Consider the following 18803-nt stretch of genomic DNA (forward strand, 5'->3'; position numbering starts at 1 on the left):
AATAAGGTGAAAGGCGATGGCCACCTCGGAGTTCGTCCCACAGCCCGCGCGGTATGCGATTTTCGTCGACGCGGGGTACCTATACGCGGCCTCCGGCGCGCTGCTGCTCGGCTGCGGATCGCGGCGCGAGTACCGGGTGGCCGCCGAGAAGCTCATCAAGGCCCTGACCAGCCACGCCGACGACCAACTGCTCGGCGAGCTGCTGCGGGTCTACTGGTTCGACGCGGCCCCCAAACGGCAGCCGACCGTCGACCAGCGCGTGATCGCCAACCTGCCGCTGGTCAAGCTGCGGCTGGGCAACCTGAACGCCCAGGGCCAGCAGAAGGGCGTCGACGCCCAGCTCCGCGCCGACCTGGAGGCGCTGGCCCGGCACCGGGCGATCACCGACGCCGTCCTGCTGGCGGGCGACGAGGACATGCTCCCCGCGGTCGAGGCCGCGCAGCGCTACGGCGTCCGCGTCCACCTGTGGGGCGTCGAGCCGACGCACGGCTCCAACCAGGCCGAATGGCTGGTGTGGGAGTCCGACACGGTCGAGGTGCTGCCGTCGGACTTCCTGCGTCCCTACTTCACCAAGGCCAAGGTCCTTCCCGTCCCCCCGGGGGCGTCGGCGCATCCGGTCACCGTCCGGGAGGGCGACGCGGGCGGGCACCGGACGCCGGCCGTGCCGTCCCCGTCCCAGGTGTTCGCGGGACGTCCCCCGGCGGTCAAGCCGGCCCCGGCCGCCGCGGGCACCGGCAACGCCGTGCGCGGCCCCACACCCGCCACGGTCGCGGCGCACATGCACGCCCACCACCCGGTCGCCGACGGCAAGCTGGGCCCCGACCGCGACCACATGCTGGAGATCGGCGAGCATGTCGCCCAGAAGTGGATCTTCGAGCGCGGCCGCGACAACATCCGCGACCTGCTCCCCGGCCCGATCCTGCCCCCCGTCATCGACAAGGAGCTGCTGATCGAGGCCGAGAAGGAGCTCGGCGGCTCCCTGCGCCCCTACCAGGAGGCCCGCACCTGGCTGCGCGACGGCTTCTGGGAACGGGTCTACCGCGAGTTCGGAATCGGGATCGGCAAGTCCGACTGACCAGGCGCGTCCACGTGGGGCGGGACGGGATCGCGTGATGCGTCTTCGGGTCCTCGACCAGCGAAGCTCGCGTCTGGGCGGCTGAAACTTCTTGTGACGATTCCGACACAGGGAGCGACAATCGGGGTACAGTCCCGCCCGTGATGGGGGGACTTCCCACGAAAACCCGAGCGGCCACCGTAGCGCTCGCGGCCGCGCTCACGCTCGCCGGCTGCGAGTCGCCCGTCCCGTTCTACAAGCCCGGCCAGGGCGACCCGGACGCCCCGGTCGTGGGCCTGGGCGGGCCGTCCCCGTATGCCAAGCCCCGCCCCGACCCGCGCCCCCTGGTCCGCCTCGCCCCCACCCCGGACGTGTACGCCACCGGCGTCGGCATGCTCACCCCGGGGGCGCGCAGCCTGCCGCCGCGCGTCTTCGTCCCGAATCCCGGCGGCGGCACCGTCGACGTCATCGACCCGCGCACCCTGCGCCTGGCCGGACGCGTCAAGGTCGGCCGCGGCACCACGCGCGTCGTCCCGTCCTGGGACCTCCGCAAACTCTGGGTGGACGCGCGAGGCACGCTCGTCCCCCTGTCCCCCCGATCGGCCAAGCGCGGCGCCCCCCTCAAACTCGGCGCGCCCGGCCCCCTGTACTTCCCCCCCGATGGCCGCGACGCCCTCGTCCTCGGACCGCGCCGCCTCGACGTCCGCGACCCGCTGACCCTCGTCCCCCGGGCGTCCCTGCCCCTGCCGTGTTCCGCGTCCGGCCACGCCGACTTCTCCGCCGACGCGTCCGCGCTGCTCGCGACCTGCACCTCGTCCGCCCGCCTGGTGCGCCTGTCCCTCAGCACCCGCAAGGTCGCCGCCACCCTGCGGCTCCCGAAGGGCTCGGCCCCGTCCGCCGTCCGCCTGTCCCCCGACGGCCGCACGTTCTACGTCGCCGACCCCGCCAAGGGCGGCCTCTGGCTGATCGACGCGTCCCGCTTCCGCGTGACGTCCTTCGTCCCCACGTCCCCGGGTGCCCGCGGCCTCGTCCTGAGCCGCGACACCCAACGCCTCCACGTGGTCGGCGCGACCACCGTGGCCACAGTGTCCTTCACCACCCGCAAGGTCACGTCCCGCTGGCCCCTGCCCCGCGCCCTGACGCCCGCCGTCCCCGGGGGAATCTCCGCCGACGGCACCACCCTCTGGCTCTCCGCCCCAAAAGCCGGAACCGTCTACGCCCTCTCAGCCCACACCGGCCGCCTCCAAGCCAAACTCAAAACCGGCGGCACCCCCCAGGCCCCCGTCCCCTACCCCCAACCAGCCCGCTACTCCCTAGGCGGCCCCGCCCTCTACCGCTAACCACCAACGCGGTGTGGGGGCGACGGGCTCCGCCCGTCGCCCCCACACCGCGCGTGGACGGCGCCGCGCGTGGACGGCGCCGCGCGTGGACGGCGCCGCGCGTGGACGACACCCCGCGTGGACGGCGCCGCGCGTGGACGACACCCCGCGTGGACGACACCCCGCGTGGACGACACCCCGCGTGGACAACGCCGCCCGTGGACAACGCCGCCCGTGGACGACACCGCCCGTGGACGACACCCCGCGTGGACAACGCCGCCCGTGGACAACGCCGCCCGTGGACGACACCGCCCGTGGACGACACCGCGCGTGGACAACGCCGCCCGTGGACGGTGGTCGCGTTGGCTGCGACCGCGCGTTGGGGGCGCACGCCTGGTGAGGGGCGGTGCCGTCAAGGACGGGTGGACGGCCTGGACGGGGCTAGCGGGTGCCGACTCGTTCCCAGAGTTGGGGGATGAGTTCTTCGAGGAGGACTTCGGTCTCCGGCTGGAGGCGGTCCATGAGGGGGTCGCGGCCCAGGCGGGAGCGGAGCTCGTCGACGACGATGCGGACCTGGGCCTCGTCTCCCGTGGCGTGGGTGGCGCGGAGGAGGTCGCGCCACAGGCCCTCGTCGTCGGGGGCGAGGCGGAGGCCCGCGCGGGCGGCGCCGACGGCGCCTCGGGCGTCGGCCTCGTCCAGGCGGAGCAGGACGAGCCGGTGCGCGACGTCGATGACGCGTCCGGTGGCCTCGTACTCCAGGTCGTCGGAGACGAGCCAGCCGTAGCGGCCGCGCGGGCGGTCGGCCAGGACGGGGCCGCGGACGAGGTCGAGCGCGTAGGACATGTAGGCGGTCTCAGACTCGGGCTCGGCGGCCGAGCGCCAGACCAGCCAGCGGAAGACGGCCCAGTCGACGCGGACCTCCGAGCCGAGCTTGATGCGGCCGCGGTCGTCCAGGTAGAGGTTCGGGCGGCCGCGGGCGTCGCGGCCGAGCCAGTCGGAGACGCGGGCCACGCAGGCGTCGCGGATGCCCGCGCTGACGCCCCGGGGCCAGATCGCGCCGCTGAGGACCGTGGGGTGGACGCCGCTCGGGTGCGTGGCCAGGTAGATGAGCACCTCGGTGCACAGCTCGCGGCGGCTCTCGTCGATGGGTCCCGGCGCCTCGATCTCGATCGGGCCCAGCAGGCGGATGTCGACCGACGACTGCCGGGTGCCGGGGGGCTCGGTGCCGAGGTCCTGGGCGGGCGGCGCCTCGGGCAGGGGCACCGACTCGGTGCGGTCGGCGGTGCGGAACAGCTCGACGATGCCGTCGTAGTGGTCTTCGGGGATCAGCTGGGCCTCGACCTCGAACCCGAGGACCCCGGCCTGGAGCCCGCCTTCGGCATCGACCTCCCAGGTCCAGGTGGCGCCCTGGACGTCGCCCGCCACCAGGTATCCGGCGGCCATCCGGGTGCCGGTGCGGGCCAGCGCGACCAGGCGGTCGGCCTCCTGCTCCGTGGGCTCGTCCGCCATGATCAGGTAGTGCGGCATCCACGCCTCGCCGAACACGCCGCGGCAGCGTCCGGTCAGCACCGAGTCGACACCGGACGCCGCCAGCGCCTGCCGGACCTCCTCGCCGCGCCCTTCGAGCTCGGGCAGCGCCTCGTCCAGGCTCGCCACGGTGCGGATGCGGTCGGGCGCGATCTCGGCCAGGCCCTCGCCGAGTTCGGCGCCGAAGCCGACCAGCGTGATGCGCATGTGGTCGGACCAGCGGTTGGTGGCCAGCTCGAGCGCGAGGGCCGCCAGGACGCCGCGCCGCGCGTCGTCCGGGCCGCCCAGCGCGATGAGGCCGTGCGCGGCCTCCAGATCGACCAGGATGCGCCCGTTGGGGTTGGTCCCTATCGAGACCAGGCCCGGGTACGGGGCGAGGACGTCGCCGAGCTCAGCGGCTTCAAGCCCCGGCAGGGCGCTGGCATGCAGGCGCCACACCTGGCCGTCGTCGTAGGTCTGCCACGGCGCGGGCGGGTTGCGGTCGGCGGGCGCGATCCACAGGTCGAGGCTGTCGGTGCCGAGATGCACCCCGTAGACCGTGGGCAGGGCGCGCCCGCCCGCCGCCATCGACTTGGACAGGTGCCGCAGCCCGAGGTCGAGCAGGTGGACGGCGTCGGGGTCGGCGCCCACCCGCAGCGCCCGCTCGGCCACCGCGGCCTTCCCCTGGGGCCGGACGATCATGTGCCCGAACGCCCGGTGCCACATCTGCGAGCGCCGCCTGCGTCCCAGCGCGCCCAGCAGCCCCGCCGCCAGCAGCGACGCCGCCGCCAGGCCCTGCGGCCACTCCAGGTCGACCGAGAGCGGCGCGCCCTCGTTCTCCTTGGCGCCGACCTCCTTGCCCGGGACGTTCGCCCCGCCGCTGCCCGCTCCGCCACCGAGCTCCTCGGACGGACTCGGCGCGGGCGCGGGCTTCTCCGCCGAGGGCGCGGGCTTGGGCGACTGCTGTACCGGGGGCGGCACCGGAACGGGCTTCTGCTCGGCGGGCGGCTTCTGCTCAACCGGAGGCTTCTGCTCGACGGGCGGCTTCTGCTCGACCGGGGGCTGCGGCTTCGGCTTCGGCTCGGGCTTGGGTTCCGGCTTCGGCTCGGGCTTGGGCTCGGGTTTGTCCGGGACGGCGTGGCCGTACTTGTAGTACTCGTCGAGCTCGTCCACGGGGACGACCCGTGTGTGCTTGGCATCGGCGGGCATCTCCAGGATCCAGCCCGGACGGATGAGGCTGGCGATGCTCAGCTTGGTGCCGTCGGGCTGCGTCCTGCCCTTGTTGAGCGAGTAGATCTCCTTGTAGCGGCGCCCCTCGCCCAGGCACTTGTCCGCGATCTCCCAGAGGCTCTCGTGGTGCCGTCCTTCGGGGGGCTGGACGCGGTAGATCTTGGTGGTGCGCTCCTTCTTCACCGGCGCCTCGGCCAGGGTGTCGGCCATCGGCTCGGCGGCGGGCTGCCGGGGCTGCTCCTGCTCGTGGACGGCGACGGGCACCGGCCGGATGTCCTGGGCCTGCGCCTGGGCCGGACGCTGCTGGTACAGCTCGCGCCCGCCGAACGCGGGCATGACCGTGCTCGCGGCGGTGAACAGCAGGAGGGCGGCGACGACGAGCCGGTGCACCAGCGACTGGGTGCCCCCGGCCAGCGGCACCCGAGCGGGGACGCCGATGCCGCGGATGCCCGCGTAGACCTCGACCACCACGCAGAGGGCGAGTTGGAGCCAGGCGAGCCAGACCAGGGCGACCAGGACGGTGATGAGGGTGCCCTCGCCCATCCGCCCGGTCAGATCCGAGGTGCCGGGGACCGAGTCGGGAATCGGCGATCCGAACAGCGCGAGCAGGGCGAACGGCACGCCGACCATCAGGGCGGCCAGCGCCGCCAGGGCGCCGAGCCCCGTGATCACATCGCCGGCGGTCCGGTGCGGCCGCACCCGGACCGGAGTCCTGGGCCCGTGCCCCAAACGCCGCCCGGAGGCGTCCCGGATGTCGCCGGACCGCCCCTCGCCCATCTGCCGTGCCGCCATCGCACCCCTAGAGATCGCCGGTCAGCGCCCGCACAGTCATAGCCAAAATCATCGTAGACACCTCCCACCAGGGCGCAATGCCGAACGCATACCTATCTGTGGTCACCGCTCGCACTCGCATCGTTACACAGCGGGTCAAGACTTCCGACAGAAGATCGCCACCGTCTTCTTGACTCACCTTGACAGCATCCGCCGACGCTGGAAGCGTCCTGCTCCGACATCATCAATAGGGAAATGTGAGCCCATGACGACCGTCAATGTTCAGCGCAAGCACTGGCGAAATGTCGTTCTCCTGGCAGGCGCCGGTCTGGCCGTCTCCTCTCTGACCGCCCTGCCCGCCCCCTCCAACGCCGCCGCCCCCGAATCAAAGGCCGGCTGCTGCGAAGCGAAAGTGATGTGGTCGGGCGGAGTCCAGGAACTGCTCGTCCTCACCGACAGGAACGTCCTCAAGAAGAGCATTCCGCCCGACTACGGCCCTTTTGGATCACTGGCGAAGTACTACCTCCCCACGGGCAAGAAGGTCCGCACGACGGCGGTTCTCGGCGGCAACTCCACCACCTCTGCCAGCCGGGCGCGCTATCGCTGGGAGATCCAGTGCCTGACGCCCTCCCGTTACCGGAAGTCCACCAAGTGGACGTGGACGAACGTCCCGGCCGGGCCGAGCAAGGACCCCGCCGCGCCGATCGTGCCGGTCAAGAGCGTGTACGGCGAGGTGAACACCGAGAGGTGCACGTCGGGCAACATGTGGTTCCTTTACGACCAGGGCGACCCCCGGTACGGCAAGGCGCACCACTACCAGTTCGTCAACGGCCCCAAGCACCCCGTCCCGGCGGGTCTCACGGTGTGGAAGTGGGTCTCCAAGGGTCAGGCGACCACGGTGGCGCGAACCGGGAAATATCCGGTGCCCAAGGGCACGACGCTCGGCGAGTACTTCTTCACCAACCGTGCCTACGCCGACAAGGTGGCCAAGATCTTCCCTGGTCACCGCCTTGTCCGGGGAACCCTTCCCGCGTCGGACCTCATGTTCCGCTTCACCGAGAACAGGACATCGGGCACCGGAATCGTCGGCGGATTCTTCCGGAAACAGCTCACCCAGCCGAAACGGACGTTCACGGTGGTGAGATAACCCTCACTGGGGGTCGTCGCCGGTGACGGGCTCGGCGGACGCCGACGACCTCATGGAGAAGGAGCCGAACCCGGGGACGATGCCGAGGATCTGGAGATCCACCGTCAGCTCGACCGTGACCTCGACCTCCTCCTGGGTGGCGTCGCACTGCTTGCCGGTGACGTTCCCCTCATACTCGTCCACCAGCGCGCACGCCGCGGAGCGGGCGCGGTCCGGGTCGATCAGTGGCTTGCCGGTCTCGCGCAGGGACGCCTCGTCGATCTGGTTCGCGCCCGCACGGGCGGCCTGCTCTGCCATGTCCGCCGCGCGCTGGCGGGCGTGGATGGCCAGCCCGCCGTCCACGAGCAGACCCGCGAGCAGAAGGACCGCCGGGGTGAAGAGCACGACGTACAGCGAGACCGAGCCCCGGTCGCGGGTCATTCCGGGCCACCGCCGTTCACGGTGTCGGTTCCTCGGTAGGTGAAGGTGTCGATGGGCGCGAGCGCCTTGCCGTGCAGGGTCTTGGTGCCCGGCAGCCCGACGAGGGTCAGGTCGCCGAGGTCGACGTCGCAGGTGATGGTGACCGACACCCGTCCGCCGGGTCCCCAGTCGCTGGTGTCGGTGGCCACGACCGGGCCTCCGGCACACCAGTCGTGGTCTTTGAGGTTGGCGGTGGCGGCGTCCTGGGCGAGGCGTTCGGCCCCGCCCGCGCTGCGGGCCACCGACGCGGCCCGGGCGGCGTCGCGCGCGGCTCCGTCCACCTGGCTCTTGGCGTCGACCATGCGTCCCGCGCCGCCGAGGAACATCAGGAACATCACGAAGAGCGGCGTGGCCAGCACCAGCTCCAGCGACATCGCCCCCCGGTCGCGGGTTCGCATCCTCACCCGTCCGCTCCCTCGCAGGCGGTGCCCGAGCCGACGTCCGGGCGGAAGCACTCGATCGGTCCCTGGGAACGCTGGACGACCTTGAATCCCATGAACGGGATGAGCTTGACCGCCTGCCCGCTGACCTCGACGAACCGCTGGTCGCCGACCTCGCCGGAGCTGACCCGGAGCCCGGTGATGAGCTTCGGGCCGATCTTCCGGACGTCACCGGCCGCCTTGGTCTCCGCCGCGTCCTGCCATCCGCCGCCCTCGGGCTGGGTGCGCGCGACCCGGGCTCCGGACTGCGCTGCCGCCAGGGCGACGTGGCGAGCGTGGTAGACGAAGGCGAACTGCACCACCGTCATGAAGACCAGGATGAGAACCGGCGTCAGGATCGCCAGTTCCATCGCCGAGGCACCTGCGTCCCGGCGTCGGTTCAGCCGGTCTTGATGCTGTTGGCCTTGTCCTGGATCTTGGTGGCGATCACCGCGCCGATCGCGATGGCGATGCCCGCGATGATCGCGGTGATGATCGCCCACTCGATGGCGGAGGCGCCGCGGTCGTGCTCCTCCTCCTTCATCCGGGCCAGACGCGTGTCGAGCAGGGCGCGCAGATACGCGATCGCCGGGTCGTTCAGGGGGCTCATGCTTTCTCCTTCTTGAGACTGGGACGGCGAACTTCACGAGACGATCACCCGCATCACGGCCGGGTATACCAGGAAGACCAGGAAGCCCGCGCACAGGAACAGCTGGGCGACGAGCATGGATTGGGAGCGTTCTCCGGCCTTGCCTTCGAGGTCGGAGAGTTCTCGGGTGCGCATGGAGGCGGCTCGGGCGGACAGGGACTTGCGGACCTGGGCGCCGTCGTCGGCGACCAGGGCCAGGGCCCCGGCCAGGTCGCGCAGCTCGGCGATGTCGAGCTCGTCGCCGAGGCGGCCCAGGGCCTGCCAGGGAGTCTGGCCGGTGATGCGGGCGTTGGCCAGGGCGTCGCGGATGCGGGGCATGGCCCAGCCCTCGCCGACTCCGGCGGCGGTCATCAGGGCCTCGGGGACGCCGCGTCCCCCGGCCAGGTTCATCGAGACGAGGTCGAGGAAGGCGCCGACGGCGTGGCGGAAGTCGGCGCGGCGCTCGGCGGCCTCTTGGCGCAGCTGCATGTCGGGGAAGAAAAAGAAGATCGCGGCGAAGGCCACGCAGATCCACAGCGGGATCTGGAAGGAGACGCCGACGCCGAGCAGCGTGAAGTAGGCCACGACGACCGGCATGAAGACCAGCGCGGCGGCCGGCAGGAGGAACTTGGTGGCCAGGAACGCCTCCAGCGAGCGTTCGGTGATGGCCAGGTCGGCGCGGATCGAGCGCATCTTCCAGCCGCGGGCCTCGGCGGTCTTGACCAGTTCGCGGCCGAGCTTGGCGCGGATGCCGCCGACGCGTTCGAGGGTGGGCGACATGCGTCCGGCGGCGGCCAGTTCCTCCTCGTGGCGGCGGGCCGCGTCGAAGGCGGCCAGGCGGGACGAGAGGCCGGGACGGGACGGGAACAGGGCCCGGTACAGCAGGTAGATGCCGATTCCGACGGCGCCGCCCGCGACGAGGGCTCCGGTCATCGGGGGCCACCTCCGCCCGCGTCCATGGTGTGCCGGCCGCGCAGGACGCCGTTGGACTGCCAGCCCGCGACGGTGTTGGGCACCTCTCCCGGGACGCCGGGACGCTGCGAGGTCTGGGTGAGGAAGCGGCTGGGCATCTCGAACTTGGCCAGGCGCCGCAGCCACAGGAACCCGGCCGCGTACAGGGCGATGACGACGCACAGGACGAGCTGGCCGAGGACGTCGTCGTAGGGCTCGACGTAGGAGTGGTTGAAGATCGCCAGGGCGAGGGCGGTGCCGACGGACACCCCGACCACGATCTTGACGCTGCGGCGGGTGCTGCGGCGGTCGGCCTCGACGCGGCGGCGCATGTCGAGCTCGGCGCGGGCGGAGGTGGCCAGGGCGCCGAGCATGTCGCGCAGGCCGGGGCCGCGCAGCTTGGCGTTGAGGACCAGCGCGGCGATCACCAGGTCGGCGGACGGGTCGTCGATCTCGTCGGCGAACCGGCGCAGCGCCTCGGGCATCGGGACGCGGGTGTGCAGCCGGTCGACCAGGTGGCGCAGCGGCTCCTGGAGGACGGGCGCGGCGGCGCGCAGGGAGGAGGGGATGGCCTGTTCGAGGCCGACGGCTCCGGCGATGGTGTCGCGCAGGGACTCCGTCCAGGCGGCGAGGGCCTCCAGGCGCACCATGCCCCGGCGTTCCTCGGCGGCGCCTCCGGCCAGGCCCTTCCAGGACAGGACGAGCGCGGCGGTGCCGATCGCGGCGATGGGCCAGCGGGTGAACAGCAGGACGGCGACGCCCGCACCGGCGGCGACGGCGCCGCGGGTGGTGAGGCTCTTCACGACCTCCTCGCGGCTGCGCCCGCGCACGGGCGCGGCCTTGACGGGCAGGCCGCGCAGCGCGAGCACCAGCAGCAGGATCCCGCCGCCGACCAGGGCTCCGGCGAGGATCGCGAGCAGCACGTCCGGCGAGGTCACCAGCCGCTCCCGGGGTCGTAGCCGTACTCGGCCAGCTCGTCGGCGCAGGCGATCGGGGCAGCGGGGTGGGCGACGCCGTCCGGCGCCATCGCGAAGACCTCCGAGGACAGGACGCGGCCGTCGACGCCGGTGACCTCGCGGACGCTGGCGACGAAGCGGCGCAGCCGGCCGCCGCTGGCGTAGTCGTTGCGCTTCTCGATGAAGACGACGAAGTCGATCGCGCCCGCGATGAGCATGTGGGTGGCCTCGACGGGGAGGCGCTCCTCGGCCTGGATCGCGTAGGTGGCGATGCGGTTGAAGACCTCGACCGAGGAGTTGGCGTGGATGGTCGACAGCGAGCCGTCGTTGCCCTGGGTCATCGCGTTGAGCATGGTGACGATCTCGTCGCCCAGGACCTCGCCGACGATGACGCGGCTGGGGTTCATGCGCAGCGACCTGCGGACGAGCTCGGCCATCGAGATGGCGCCCTGACCCTCGGAGTTGGGCAGCCGCTGCTCGAAGGCCACGCAGTTGGGGTGCAACTCGGGGAAGGCGTCGAGCCCGAGTTCCAGGGCCCGCTCGACGGTGATCAGCCGCTCGTGGGCGGGGATCTCGTTGGCCACGGCGCGCAGCAGCGTCGTCTTGCCCGCGTTGGTCGCCCCAGCGATCATGATGTTCTTGCGGGCGAGGACGGCGGCGCGGAAGAACCGGCCTATCTCGGGGGTGAAGGTGCCGTTGCCGACCAGGTCGGACAGGAAGACCTTGCCGAGACGCGCGCGGCGGATCGACAGCGAGGGCCGGACGGTGACGTCCATGACGGCCGAGAGCCGCGAGCCGTCCGGCAGCCGCAGGTCGAGCTGGGGGTTGGCGGTGTCGAACGGGCGCGACGACAGCCCGCTGTAGGCGGCCAGGATCTGGATCAGCTCGACCAGTTCCTCGTCGGTCTCGGCGACGGGCTCGCCCATGACCTCGCGGCCGTCGGCGTAGCCGATGAAGACGCGGTCGCAGCCGTTGATGTCGATGTTCTCGATCTCGGGGTCCTCCAGCAGCGGCTGGAGGCGTCCCACCCCGAACAGGGCCGCGTGGACGCCCGCGGCGAGCGCCTCTTCCTCTTCGGCGTTGGGCGGGCGGCGTCCGGCGGTGATCTCGCCGCGCGCGTACTCCTCCAGCACCTGGCCGATGAGGGCGCGGGCGAACTGCCGCTCGTCCTCGGCGGACATCGGCGTCAGGCCGCTGGACGCGTCCAGGCGGCGCTGCTGGGCCAGGCGGTCGCCGACCTCCTGCCGGAGTCGTTTGACCAGGGCGTGGTCCACCTAGAGCCTCCCTTCCTCCATCTGCGGTGAGGGTGGCTGCGGCGCGTAGTGCGGCGCCGGGTCGGGGGCGGGGACGCCCGGCGAGGCCGGGAGCCGCCGCACCAGGTCGGCCGCGACCTCGCGGGCCGAGCGGACGAGCAGCGATCGGTCCAGACGGCCGCCCCAGCGTCCCGAGAGCAGCTCGGCGCCCTTGGGGTCGAGGGCCATGCCGCCGAGCACCGACACGTGGGGCGGCGGCGGGCCCTGCGCGGGGGCGGCCTCGGGCTGGCGCAGGCGCTGCTGCGCGCCCGCGATGATGCGGTCGACCTCGGTGATGGACGCGCGGAAGTCGCGCGGGTCGGCCAGCACGAGGATGCCGATGGGCGGGCCGCCGCGCAGGTCGGTGCTGAGCGCGCCGACGCGCTCGCGCAGGTGGGCGACCTGCTCCAGCGTGGCGCGGGTGACCAGGACGACCAGGTCGGCCTCGCGCATCAGGTCGAGCAGCGGGGTGCCCGCGCCGAGCCGTCCGCAGTCGGCGATGACGTCGACCTGGCCGAGCCCGGCGAAGGCGCGTCCGAGCGGGCCCCACAGCCAGGTCATGCCCTGGGCCTGCTCGGCGCTGGTGATGCCGACCAGGACGTCGAGCCCGCCGACGAGGCGCTGGCAGTGCTCGGCCACCTGGTCGGGGCGCAGGCCCCGGCGCGCGGTCGCGGCGAGACTCAGCAGCCCCCGGGACGGGTTGAGCATGCCGCCGTCTCTGGACTCGTCGTCGGACGCGGCGGGCAGGCGGTAGACCAGGTCGCCCCCGGCCTGGTCGCATTCCGCGACGAGCACCGGGCGCGGCCAGACGGCACCGAGGGCGACGGCCGCGGTGGTGACGCCCGGCGCCCCCTTGTCGGCCGCGAGCGCGATGAGTGCCACGGTCAGTTCCCGCCCGCGCCCGGGGTCTGGCCGCCCGGTTGCTGGTTGCCCGGGGTCTGGCCGCCTCCCGGGTTCTGGGTGCCGCCGGGGGTCTCCGACGGGATGGTCTGCTGCTGGGGCGGGGGCCCGCCCGTCACCCGGGTGCCGTCCGGGATGATCGCGACGGCGAGCGTGCCCGCCGAGGCCGCCTGCGTCACCAGCGGCGCCTCGCCCGGCGGGACGGCCACGTCGACGGTCGTCTGGTCGCCGCGCAGCCGTCCGCTGTCGCCCGACCGGCCGATGCCGATCACGATCGCGTCCGCCGACAGGACCGTTCCGGCTCGGGGGCCCCCGCCCGTGCCACCGCCGACGGCGTAGAGGCTGACGCGCTTCCCGCTCTGCAGGCCCTTGGCGGGGAACTGGCCCGGCTTGAGCGCGAGCCCGACCACCACGCGGCCCTTGGCGGCGTCGTCGGTCGCGCTCATCATGCCGTTGGTGAGCAGCGCCCCCTTGACCAGCGGGACGGACGCGTAGGCGTTGGCGACCTTGGCGCGGTTCGTCCAGGCGATGTAGGCGACGCCGGTGTCGCCGATCTGGACCTCTTCGAGCGCGGTCAGCGGGATGCGCTGCCCCGCGGCGACGGGCTGGGCGACGCGGATCGCCGAGACCCGCTGCCCGCTGGCCATCACCAGGTACGCGCTGGCCAGGGCCCCGCCGAGGATCAGCAGGACGGCCAGGGCCGCCAGGGCCGGCTTGCGCTCGCGCTGCGCCACCGGAAGGCGCTGGCCTCCGGAGGCGCCCAGGCCCGACCGGCCCAGCGTCGCGGCCGGTTGCCCGCCGCCCGCCGGAGCGTTCGACACACCCCCGGCGACCGCCGTTTGCTTGGACTTCATCGCCTTGGCCACGCGCTCCTTCCCACCCCGAAGGGACCTGCCATACGGGTCCCGCGTCACCGAGCGATCCATGCTTGCGGGGGTTGCAAGGTCGCGTCAATGGATTCGAAGGGTTGAAGCCGGGCCGTGACTCCCCGTATCGCCGTGACCAGCGATATCGGTGATCACCTCTACTTTTACAGGAGTCACATCCGTCACTGACTTCGCTGGACAGTGCCGCTACGTTGGCGGTGGTAGGTCACACCGGTCCCGCCCGTACCCAGCTCGTGTCATCCCCAACCGCCGGGCAGGTGTGAGTAATTAAGCTGACCCCTGCGGCCCCACCGCCCTACAACCGCCTTACAGACTGCTCCGAGCGCGGCCGGCCAGGCGGCGCACACTGGAGGACTTCGCATGCGGATCTCGTTCACGGCGCTTACCGGCCAGGGTTCCCGGGATGTCGTGATCGACGTCGACGCCGACGCCACGGTCGGCGGCGTGGCGCGCTCGCTCGGCGAGCTGCTCGACGGTGAGACCGCCCCGCCTCCCCGGGCCCTGTCGCCGGTCCCCCGTTTCTCCAAGGAATCGCTGCCCGTGGCGGCCGCCGCCACGGCGACCCGGGCCCCCGCCGACGCCCGGCAGCACGCGCTGTGGATGGACGGGCGGATGCTCGACCCGCGCGCCCTGGCGGTCAAGGAACTGCGCGACGGCGCCGTCGTGGCCGTCGAGCAGAAGGGCGCCGCCGCGACCGTCCTGGCCGAGCCGACCGGGCTGATCGAGATCCGGGTGGTCGGCGGGCCCGCGTCCGGCTCGGTGCACCGGCTCGGGCTCGGCGTCAGCACGCTCGGCTCGGGCGACCGGGTCGAGGAGGTCGACGTCGCGCTGGACGACCCGCTCGTCCCCGCCCGCTCGCTGCGGCTCACCGTCGAACGCGACGCCGTCTGGGTCGAGGCGTCCGCGCACACGGTCGGCGGGGCGCTGCTGGACGGCCGTCCGCTGGAGGGCAAGAGCGTGTGGCCGCCGGGCGGGATGCTCGCGGTGGGCGCCAGCATCCTCACGCTCGCGCCGAGCGCGGCCCCCGACACCCACCTCGACCGGCTGCCCGAGGGCGGGCTGGCGTTCAACCGCCCGCCCCGCCTCGGCCCGGTGCGGCGGGCGCGCTCGATCGAGGTGCCGCGACGTCCCGAGCGCGACCCCAAAGAGCGCCTGCGCCTGTTCGGCGCGATCCTGTTCTCCGCGTTCGGCCTGGTCATGGCGTTCGGCCTCGGCCAGTGGTGGTGGGCGCTGTTCGCGCTGGCCTGGCCGGTGATGACCATCGGCGAATGGGTCGGCGACCGGATGCACGGGCGCAAGTCGTACAAGAAGGCGCTGAAGGAGTACCACGCCAGGTCCGCCGCGTTCGGCGGCGAGCTGGAGCGCCTGCGCGAGGAGGACCAGGCCGAGCGCCGCGCGCTGCACCCCGACGCGGCCGAGATCCTGCTGACCGCGACCGGGCCGCGCCGCCGCCTGTGGGAACGCCGCGCGGACGACGCCGACACCCTCCACCTGCGCCTGGGCCTGGCCGACCTGCCCGCCGGGATCGAACTCGTCGGCAACGACCTGCCCAACGCCCACGTCGAGACGCCGTCCGCCCATCTGGTGCCGGTCGCGCTTCCGCTGCCCCAGCTCGGGGTGGTCGGGCTCACCGGCCCGCGTCCGGCCTCGCGCGCGCTCGCCCGCTGGCTGGTCGCCCAGGCCGCCGCGCTGCACAGCCCCCGCGACCTGGCCATCGTCGTCCTCAGCTCCGACCCCGACTCCGGCGCGGAGTGGAACTGGGTGCGCTGGCTCCCCCACTCGGCCCCGCGCGAGGGCGAGGAGTGCGTGGCGCTGGTCGGCACCGACCCCGAGTCGGTCGCGCACCGCATCACCGAGCTGGCGATCCGCCTCAGCGACCGCCGCCGCGACGCCCAGGCCGAGACCGCGTTCTTCGGCCGCGACAAGGGCCGGGCCGCGGTGCCCTACAACATCCTGATCGTGCTCGACGGCGCCCGCGCGCTCCGCCGCATGCCCGGCATGCCGATGCTGCTCTCCCGGGGGCCCGAATTCGGCCTGTACTCCATCTGCGTGGACGACGAGGAACGCCTCCTGCCCGAGGAGTGCTCCGTCGTCACCGCCTGGGACCCCAAGAGCCCCGAGACCGTCCGGCTCCAGGGCCACGACCTGGACGCCGTCGGGCCCGTCCTGGCCGACCAGGTCGGCCCGGCCTGGGCCGAGCGGGTCGCCCGCGCGCTGGCCCCCGTCCGCGACGTCTCCCGCGAGGACGCCGAGGAGTCCATCCCCGCCGACGTGCGCCTGCTCGACCTGCTGGAGATGCCCGAGCCCACCGCCGAGCAGATCATCCGGTCCTGGGAGCGCACCGGCGGCCGCTCCACGCTCGCACCGCTCGGCCGGGGCGCCGACGGCGTCCACGCCGTCGACCTGAAGACCGACGGGCCGCACGCCCTCATCGCCGGGACGACCGGCGCGGGCAAGTCCGAGCTGCTGCAGACCCTGATCGCCTCGCTCGCCGTGGCCAACCGCCCGGACGAGATGACCTTCGTGCTGATCGACTACAAGGGCGGCGCCGCGTTCAAGGAGTGCGCCAGGCTCCCCCACACCGTCGGCATGGTCACCGACCTGGACGGCCACGCGACCGAGCGCGCGCTGGAGTCGCTGGCCGCCGAGCTGCGCCGCCGCGAGGAGGTCTTCCTCGACGCGGGCGCCAAGGACCTCGACGACTACAACGACCTGCGTTCCGACCCTGCCGGTGCGGGGGGACGACCCCCCACGCCCCCCGGCGGCCGGACTGGCCGAGATCGTGCGGGCCTTGAGGTCGTCCCCCGCCTCGCGCTGGTCATCGACGAGTTCGCCGCGATGGTCGGCGAGCTGCCCGACTTCGTCAACGGGCTGGTCGACATCGGACGGCGCGGCCGGTCGCTGGGCGTCCATCTGATCCTGGCCACCCAGCGTCCCGCCGGGGTGGTCACGGCCGACATCCGCGCCAACACCAACCTGCGGATCGCCCTGCGCGTCACCGACCCCGACGAGTCCACCGACGTGATCGACGCCGTGGAGGCCGCCCACATCTCCAAGTCGACGCCCGGCCGCTGCTACGTGCGCTCGGGCTCGTCCGACCTGCACCCGGTGCAGTCGGCCCGGATCGGCGGACGGCGTCCCGGGTCGCGGGCGGCGGCGTCCACCACCGTCCTCCCGGTCGGCTGGGAGGGCCTCGGCCGCCCCTTCCCCACGCCCCGAGAACCCGCCGACGAGGGCTCGGTCACCGACCTCAGCGTGCTCGTGCAGGCCGTCGACGAGGCCGCCCGCCGCTCGGGCATCGGACGCCAGCCCTCACCGTGGCTCACCCCGCTGCCCGAGATGGTGCGGCTGTCGCCGCGCACCGCCGCCGGTGGCTCGGTCGTGGACGTCCCGCCGATCGCCTTCGGCATCACCGACCTGCCCGCCGTCCAGTCACGCGAGCCGCTCTGCCTCGACCTGTCGGCGGGCGGCCACCTCTACATCGCCGGATCGACGCAGTCGGGCCGCTCCACCGCGCTGCGCACGATCAGCGGATCGGTGGCCGGGGCGTGCTCGCCCTACGACGTCCACCTCTACGGCATCGACTGCGGCGCCAACGCCCTGCTCCCGATGATCTCGCTGCCGCACTGCGGCGCCGTGGTCACCCGCGACCAGCTCGACCGCTGCGAACGCCTGCTCACCGCCCTGTCGGCCGAGGTCTCCCGGCGCCAGCAACTGCTCGCCGAGGCCGGATTCGCCTCACTCTCGGAACAGCGCGCCGCCGTCGCCGCCACCGACCGGCTCCCCTGGATGGTGCTGATGCTGGACCGCTGGGAGGGCTTCGTCGGCGCGTTCGAGCACTACGACTACGGGCGCCTGGTCGACACCGTCCTGCGGCTGCTGCGCGAGGGCGCGTCCGTCGGGCTGCGCGCGGTCTTCACCGGCGACCGCTCGGGCCTGGGCGGCCAGGTCTCCACGCTCTTCGACCGCCGCCTGATCCTGCGCATGGCCGACCCCAACGACTACGGCTACGCGGGCCTCCAGGAACGCCAGGTCCCCGCCGCGATGCCGCCCGGCCGCGCGCTCGAACTCGTCGGGCCGGGCGTCCCCGTCCGCGAATCGCAGATCGGGCTGCTGGGCGACGACCCGTCCGGCGCCGCCCAGGTGTCCGCTTTGCAGGACATCGCCCGCTCCGCCGTCACCCGCTACGGCCGCCTGCCCCGAAGGCAGCGCCCCGTCCACGTGGACGAGCTGCCCGTCCGCGTCACCTACCGCGAGGCGATGGCCCTCGACCAGGAGTTCCTGGCCCCCTCGTCCCTGTGGGCCCTGGTCGGCGTCGGCGGCGACACCCTCGCCCCGGTCGGCGTCGACCTGCTCAACGACGGCCCCGGCTTCGTCGTCGCGGGCCCGCCCCGCTCGGGCCGCTCCACCACGCTGCGGACGATCGTCCACTCCCTGCTCGACCCCGCCGTCGGCGGCGGCCTCATCCCGGTGGTCCTGATCACACCCCGCCGCTCGCCCCTGCGCCTGCTGGCCGGGCGTCCCGGCGTCCTCGGCCTGCTCTCGTCGGACTCGGAGTCGGAGGACCTCGCCGACGCCATCGGCGACGAGCACCGCTACGTCGTGGTCGTCGACGACGCCGAACTCCTCGACGAGACCGAACTCGACGACGCCCTGCGCGACGTCCTGCGCACCGCCCGCGACGGCGAGCACGGCGTCGTCATCGGCGGCACGACCGAAGACCTGGCCCGCGGCTACCGCGGCTTCCTGTCCGACACCCGCCGCTCCCGCTCGGGCGTCCTGCTCTCGGTCGAGTCCCCCGACGACGGCGACCTGTTCGGCCTCCGCCTCCCCCGCAACGCCCCCCTGGGCGGCCCGACCGGCCGGGGCCTCTTCGTGGCCACCGGCGCCACCACCCAGATCCAGGTAGCCCTCCCACCCCCCGTAAGCGGCGACCGCACCCCCGACTAACCCCGGGTGGCGGAGGTTGGCGTTAACGCGTGGCGGCTTCGATGTTCTGCTGGGAGCGCTTGATGTCCTGGCTGCCCTCTTCCAGGGCCAGGGCCATCTTGTCGAAGGCGGTCTTGGCCTCGGCCCAGGCGGCGCGGAAGCGGTCGGCGTTGGGGCCCCACCAGACCTCGTTGCTGCTGACGGTGCGGCCGTTGAGGTCCTTGATCAGGGCGTCGAGGTTCTTGGAGTGCTTGCTGAACATGCGCGACATGTCCTCGAGCGCTCCGATGTTGGCGCCCCGCTTGTCACCGCTCATGGCCCGGCCCTTCATCGATTTCGAGTGGCGTCAGCTTAC

Annotated in this window: 15 protein-coding genes; 4 read left to right on the top strand and 11 right to left on the bottom strand. The window is 73.1% G+C overall.

Annotation, left to right across the window (positions count from 1 at the left end):
• The first annotated feature begins 16 nt into the window (after positions 1-16).
• Together ACQPY4_RS36450 and ACQPY4_RS36455 are read left to right on the top strand one after the other, a co-directional pair.
• Complete coding sequence (locus ACQPY4_RS36450; protein WP_433328979.1) at positions 17-1075, top strand: NYN domain-containing protein; 1059 nt, start codon at positions 17-19, stop codon at positions 1073-1075.
• 143 nt (positions 1076-1218) lie between these two features.
• Positions 1219-2394, top strand: a complete 1176-nt coding sequence (locus ACQPY4_RS36455; RefSeq protein ID WP_433328981.1) for a YncE family protein — start codon at positions 1219-1221, stop codon at positions 2392-2394.
• 420 nt (positions 2395-2814) lie between these two features.
• On the opposite strand, the gene ACQPY4_RS36460 is transcribed toward ACQPY4_RS36455, so the two are convergent.
• Entirely contained in the window at positions 2815-5901 is a 3087-nt protein-coding gene (locus ACQPY4_RS36460; protein ID WP_433328983.1) for a BTAD domain-containing putative transcriptional regulator, read from the bottom strand.
• 244 nt (positions 5902-6145) lie between these two features.
• On the opposite strand from ACQPY4_RS36460, the gene ACQPY4_RS36465 reads away from it, so the two are divergent.
• Positions 6146-7027, top strand: a complete 882-nt coding sequence (locus tag ACQPY4_RS36465) for a hypothetical protein (RefSeq protein ID WP_433328985.1) — start codon at positions 6146-6148, stop codon at positions 7025-7027.
• A 3-nt stretch (positions 7028-7030) separates the two neighbouring features.
• On the opposite strand, the gene ACQPY4_RS36470 is transcribed toward ACQPY4_RS36465, so the two are convergent.
• The 9 genes from ACQPY4_RS36470 to ACQPY4_RS36510 are packed head-to-tail and all read right to left on the bottom strand — an operon-like array spanning position 7031 to position 13498.
• Positions 7031-7447, bottom strand: a complete 417-nt coding sequence (locus ACQPY4_RS36470; RefSeq protein WP_433328987.1) for a pilus assembly protein TadG-related protein — start codon at positions 7445-7447, stop codon at positions 7031-7033.
• Positions 7444-7884, bottom strand: a complete 441-nt coding sequence (locus ACQPY4_RS36475) for a TadE family protein (RefSeq protein ID WP_433339162.1) — start codon at positions 7882-7884, stop codon at positions 7444-7446. The genes ACQPY4_RS36470 and ACQPY4_RS36475 overlap by 4 nt, the downstream gene beginning before the upstream one ends.
• A gap of 2 nt (positions 7885-7886) precedes the next feature.
• Positions 7887-8276: a TadE family protein gene (locus tag ACQPY4_RS36480; RefSeq protein ID WP_433328989.1), complete on the bottom strand. Its 390-nt coding sequence runs from the start codon at positions 8274-8276 to the stop codon at positions 7887-7889.
• 29 nt (positions 8277-8305) lie between these two features.
• The gene (locus ACQPY4_RS36485; protein ID WP_433328991.1) at positions 8306-8515 is read right to left on the bottom strand and encodes a hypothetical protein; all 210 of its coding nucleotides are present in this window, start codon (positions 8513-8515) and stop codon (positions 8306-8308) included.
• A 33-nt stretch (positions 8516-8548) separates the two neighbouring features.
• On the bottom strand, positions 8549-9466 hold the full coding sequence (locus ACQPY4_RS36490; RefSeq protein WP_433328993.1) for a type II secretion system F family protein: 918 nt from the start codon (positions 9464-9466) through the stop codon (positions 8549-8551).
• The gene (locus ACQPY4_RS36495) at positions 9463-10422 is read right to left on the bottom strand and encodes a type II secretion system F family protein (protein WP_433328995.1); all 960 of its coding nucleotides are present in this window, start codon (positions 10420-10422) and stop codon (positions 9463-9465) included. The genes ACQPY4_RS36490 and ACQPY4_RS36495 overlap by 4 nt, the downstream gene beginning before the upstream one ends.
• Complete coding sequence (locus tag ACQPY4_RS36500) at positions 10419-11714, bottom strand: CpaF family protein (RefSeq protein WP_433328997.1); 1296 nt, start codon at positions 11712-11714, stop codon at positions 10419-10421. Before ACQPY4_RS36500 ends, ACQPY4_RS36495 begins: the two co-directional genes overlap by 4 nt.
• On the bottom strand, positions 11715-12614 hold the full coding sequence (locus ACQPY4_RS36505) for a hypothetical protein (RefSeq protein ID WP_433328999.1): 900 nt from the start codon (positions 12612-12614) through the stop codon (positions 11715-11717). It lies immediately after the preceding gene.
• A 2-nt stretch (positions 12615-12616) separates the two neighbouring features.
• Positions 12617-13498: a hypothetical protein gene (locus ACQPY4_RS36510; RefSeq protein ID WP_433329001.1), complete on the bottom strand. Its 882-nt coding sequence runs from the start codon at positions 13496-13498 to the stop codon at positions 12617-12619.
• Positions 13499-13879: 381 nt separating this feature from the next.
• Here ACQPY4_RS36510 and ACQPY4_RS36515 point away from each other — a divergent pair, with 381 nt between their 5' ends.
• A complete protein-coding gene (locus ACQPY4_RS36515) occupies positions 13880-18469 on the top strand; it encodes an FtsK/SpoIIIE domain-containing protein (protein WP_433329003.1) in 4590 nt (1529 codons plus the stop codon).
• Between the two features lie 22 nt (positions 18470-18491).
• Here the strand turns inward: ACQPY4_RS36515 and ACQPY4_RS36520 are convergent, their stop codons facing one another.
• Positions 18492-18764 carry a WXG100 family type VII secretion target gene (locus ACQPY4_RS36520; protein ID WP_433329005.1) on the bottom strand — a complete coding sequence of 91 codons (273 nt, stop codon included), beginning with the start codon at positions 18762-18764 and terminating at the stop codon, positions 18492-18494.
• Between the last annotated feature and the right edge of the window lie 39 nt (positions 18765-18803).

It is taken from the genome of Spirillospora sp. CA-294931 (assembly GCF_050946795.1).
GTDB lineage: Bacteria > Actinomycetota > Actinomycetes > Streptosporangiales > Streptosporangiaceae > Spirillospora.

Coding starts and splice junctions, on each gene's coding strand:
- ACQPY4_RS36460 (WP_433328983.1), bottom strand. CDS start 5,901: ATGGCGGCACGGCAGATGGGCGAGGGGCGGTCCGGCGACATCCGGGAC.
- ACQPY4_RS36470 (WP_433328987.1), bottom strand. CDS start 7,447: ATGACCCGCGACCGGGGCTCGGTCTCGCTGTACGTCGTGCTCTTCACC.
- ACQPY4_RS36490 (WP_433328993.1), bottom strand. CDS start 9,466: ATGACCGGAGCCCTCGTCGCGGGCGGCGCCGTCGGAATCGGCATCTAC.
- ACQPY4_RS36520 (WP_433329005.1), bottom strand. CDS start 18,764: ATGAGCGGTGACAAGCGGGGCGCCAACATCGGAGCGCTCGAGGACATG.
- ACQPY4_RS36450 (WP_433328979.1), top strand. CDS start 17: ATGGCCACCTCGGAGTTCGTCCCACAGCCCGCGCGGTATGCGATTTTC.
- ACQPY4_RS36475 (WP_433339162.1), bottom strand. CDS start 7,884: ATGCGAACCCGCGACCGGGGGGCGATGTCGCTGGAGCTGGTGCTGGCC.
- ACQPY4_RS36485 (WP_433328991.1), bottom strand. CDS start 8,515: ATGAGCCCCCTGAACGACCCGGCGATCGCGTATCTGCGCGCCCTGCTC.
- ACQPY4_RS36480 (WP_433328989.1), bottom strand. CDS start 8,276: ATGGAACTGGCGATCCTGACGCCGGTTCTCATCCTGGTCTTCATGACG.
- ACQPY4_RS36515 (WP_433329003.1), top strand. CDS start 13,880: ATGCGGATCTCGTTCACGGCGCTTACCGGCCAGGGTTCCCGGGATGTC.
- ACQPY4_RS36455 (WP_433328981.1), top strand. CDS start 1,219: ATGGGGGGACTTCCCACGAAAACCCGAGCGGCCACCGTAGCGCTCGCG.
- ACQPY4_RS36465 (WP_433328985.1), top strand. CDS start 6,146: ATGACGACCGTCAATGTTCAGCGCAAGCACTGGCGAAATGTCGTTCTC.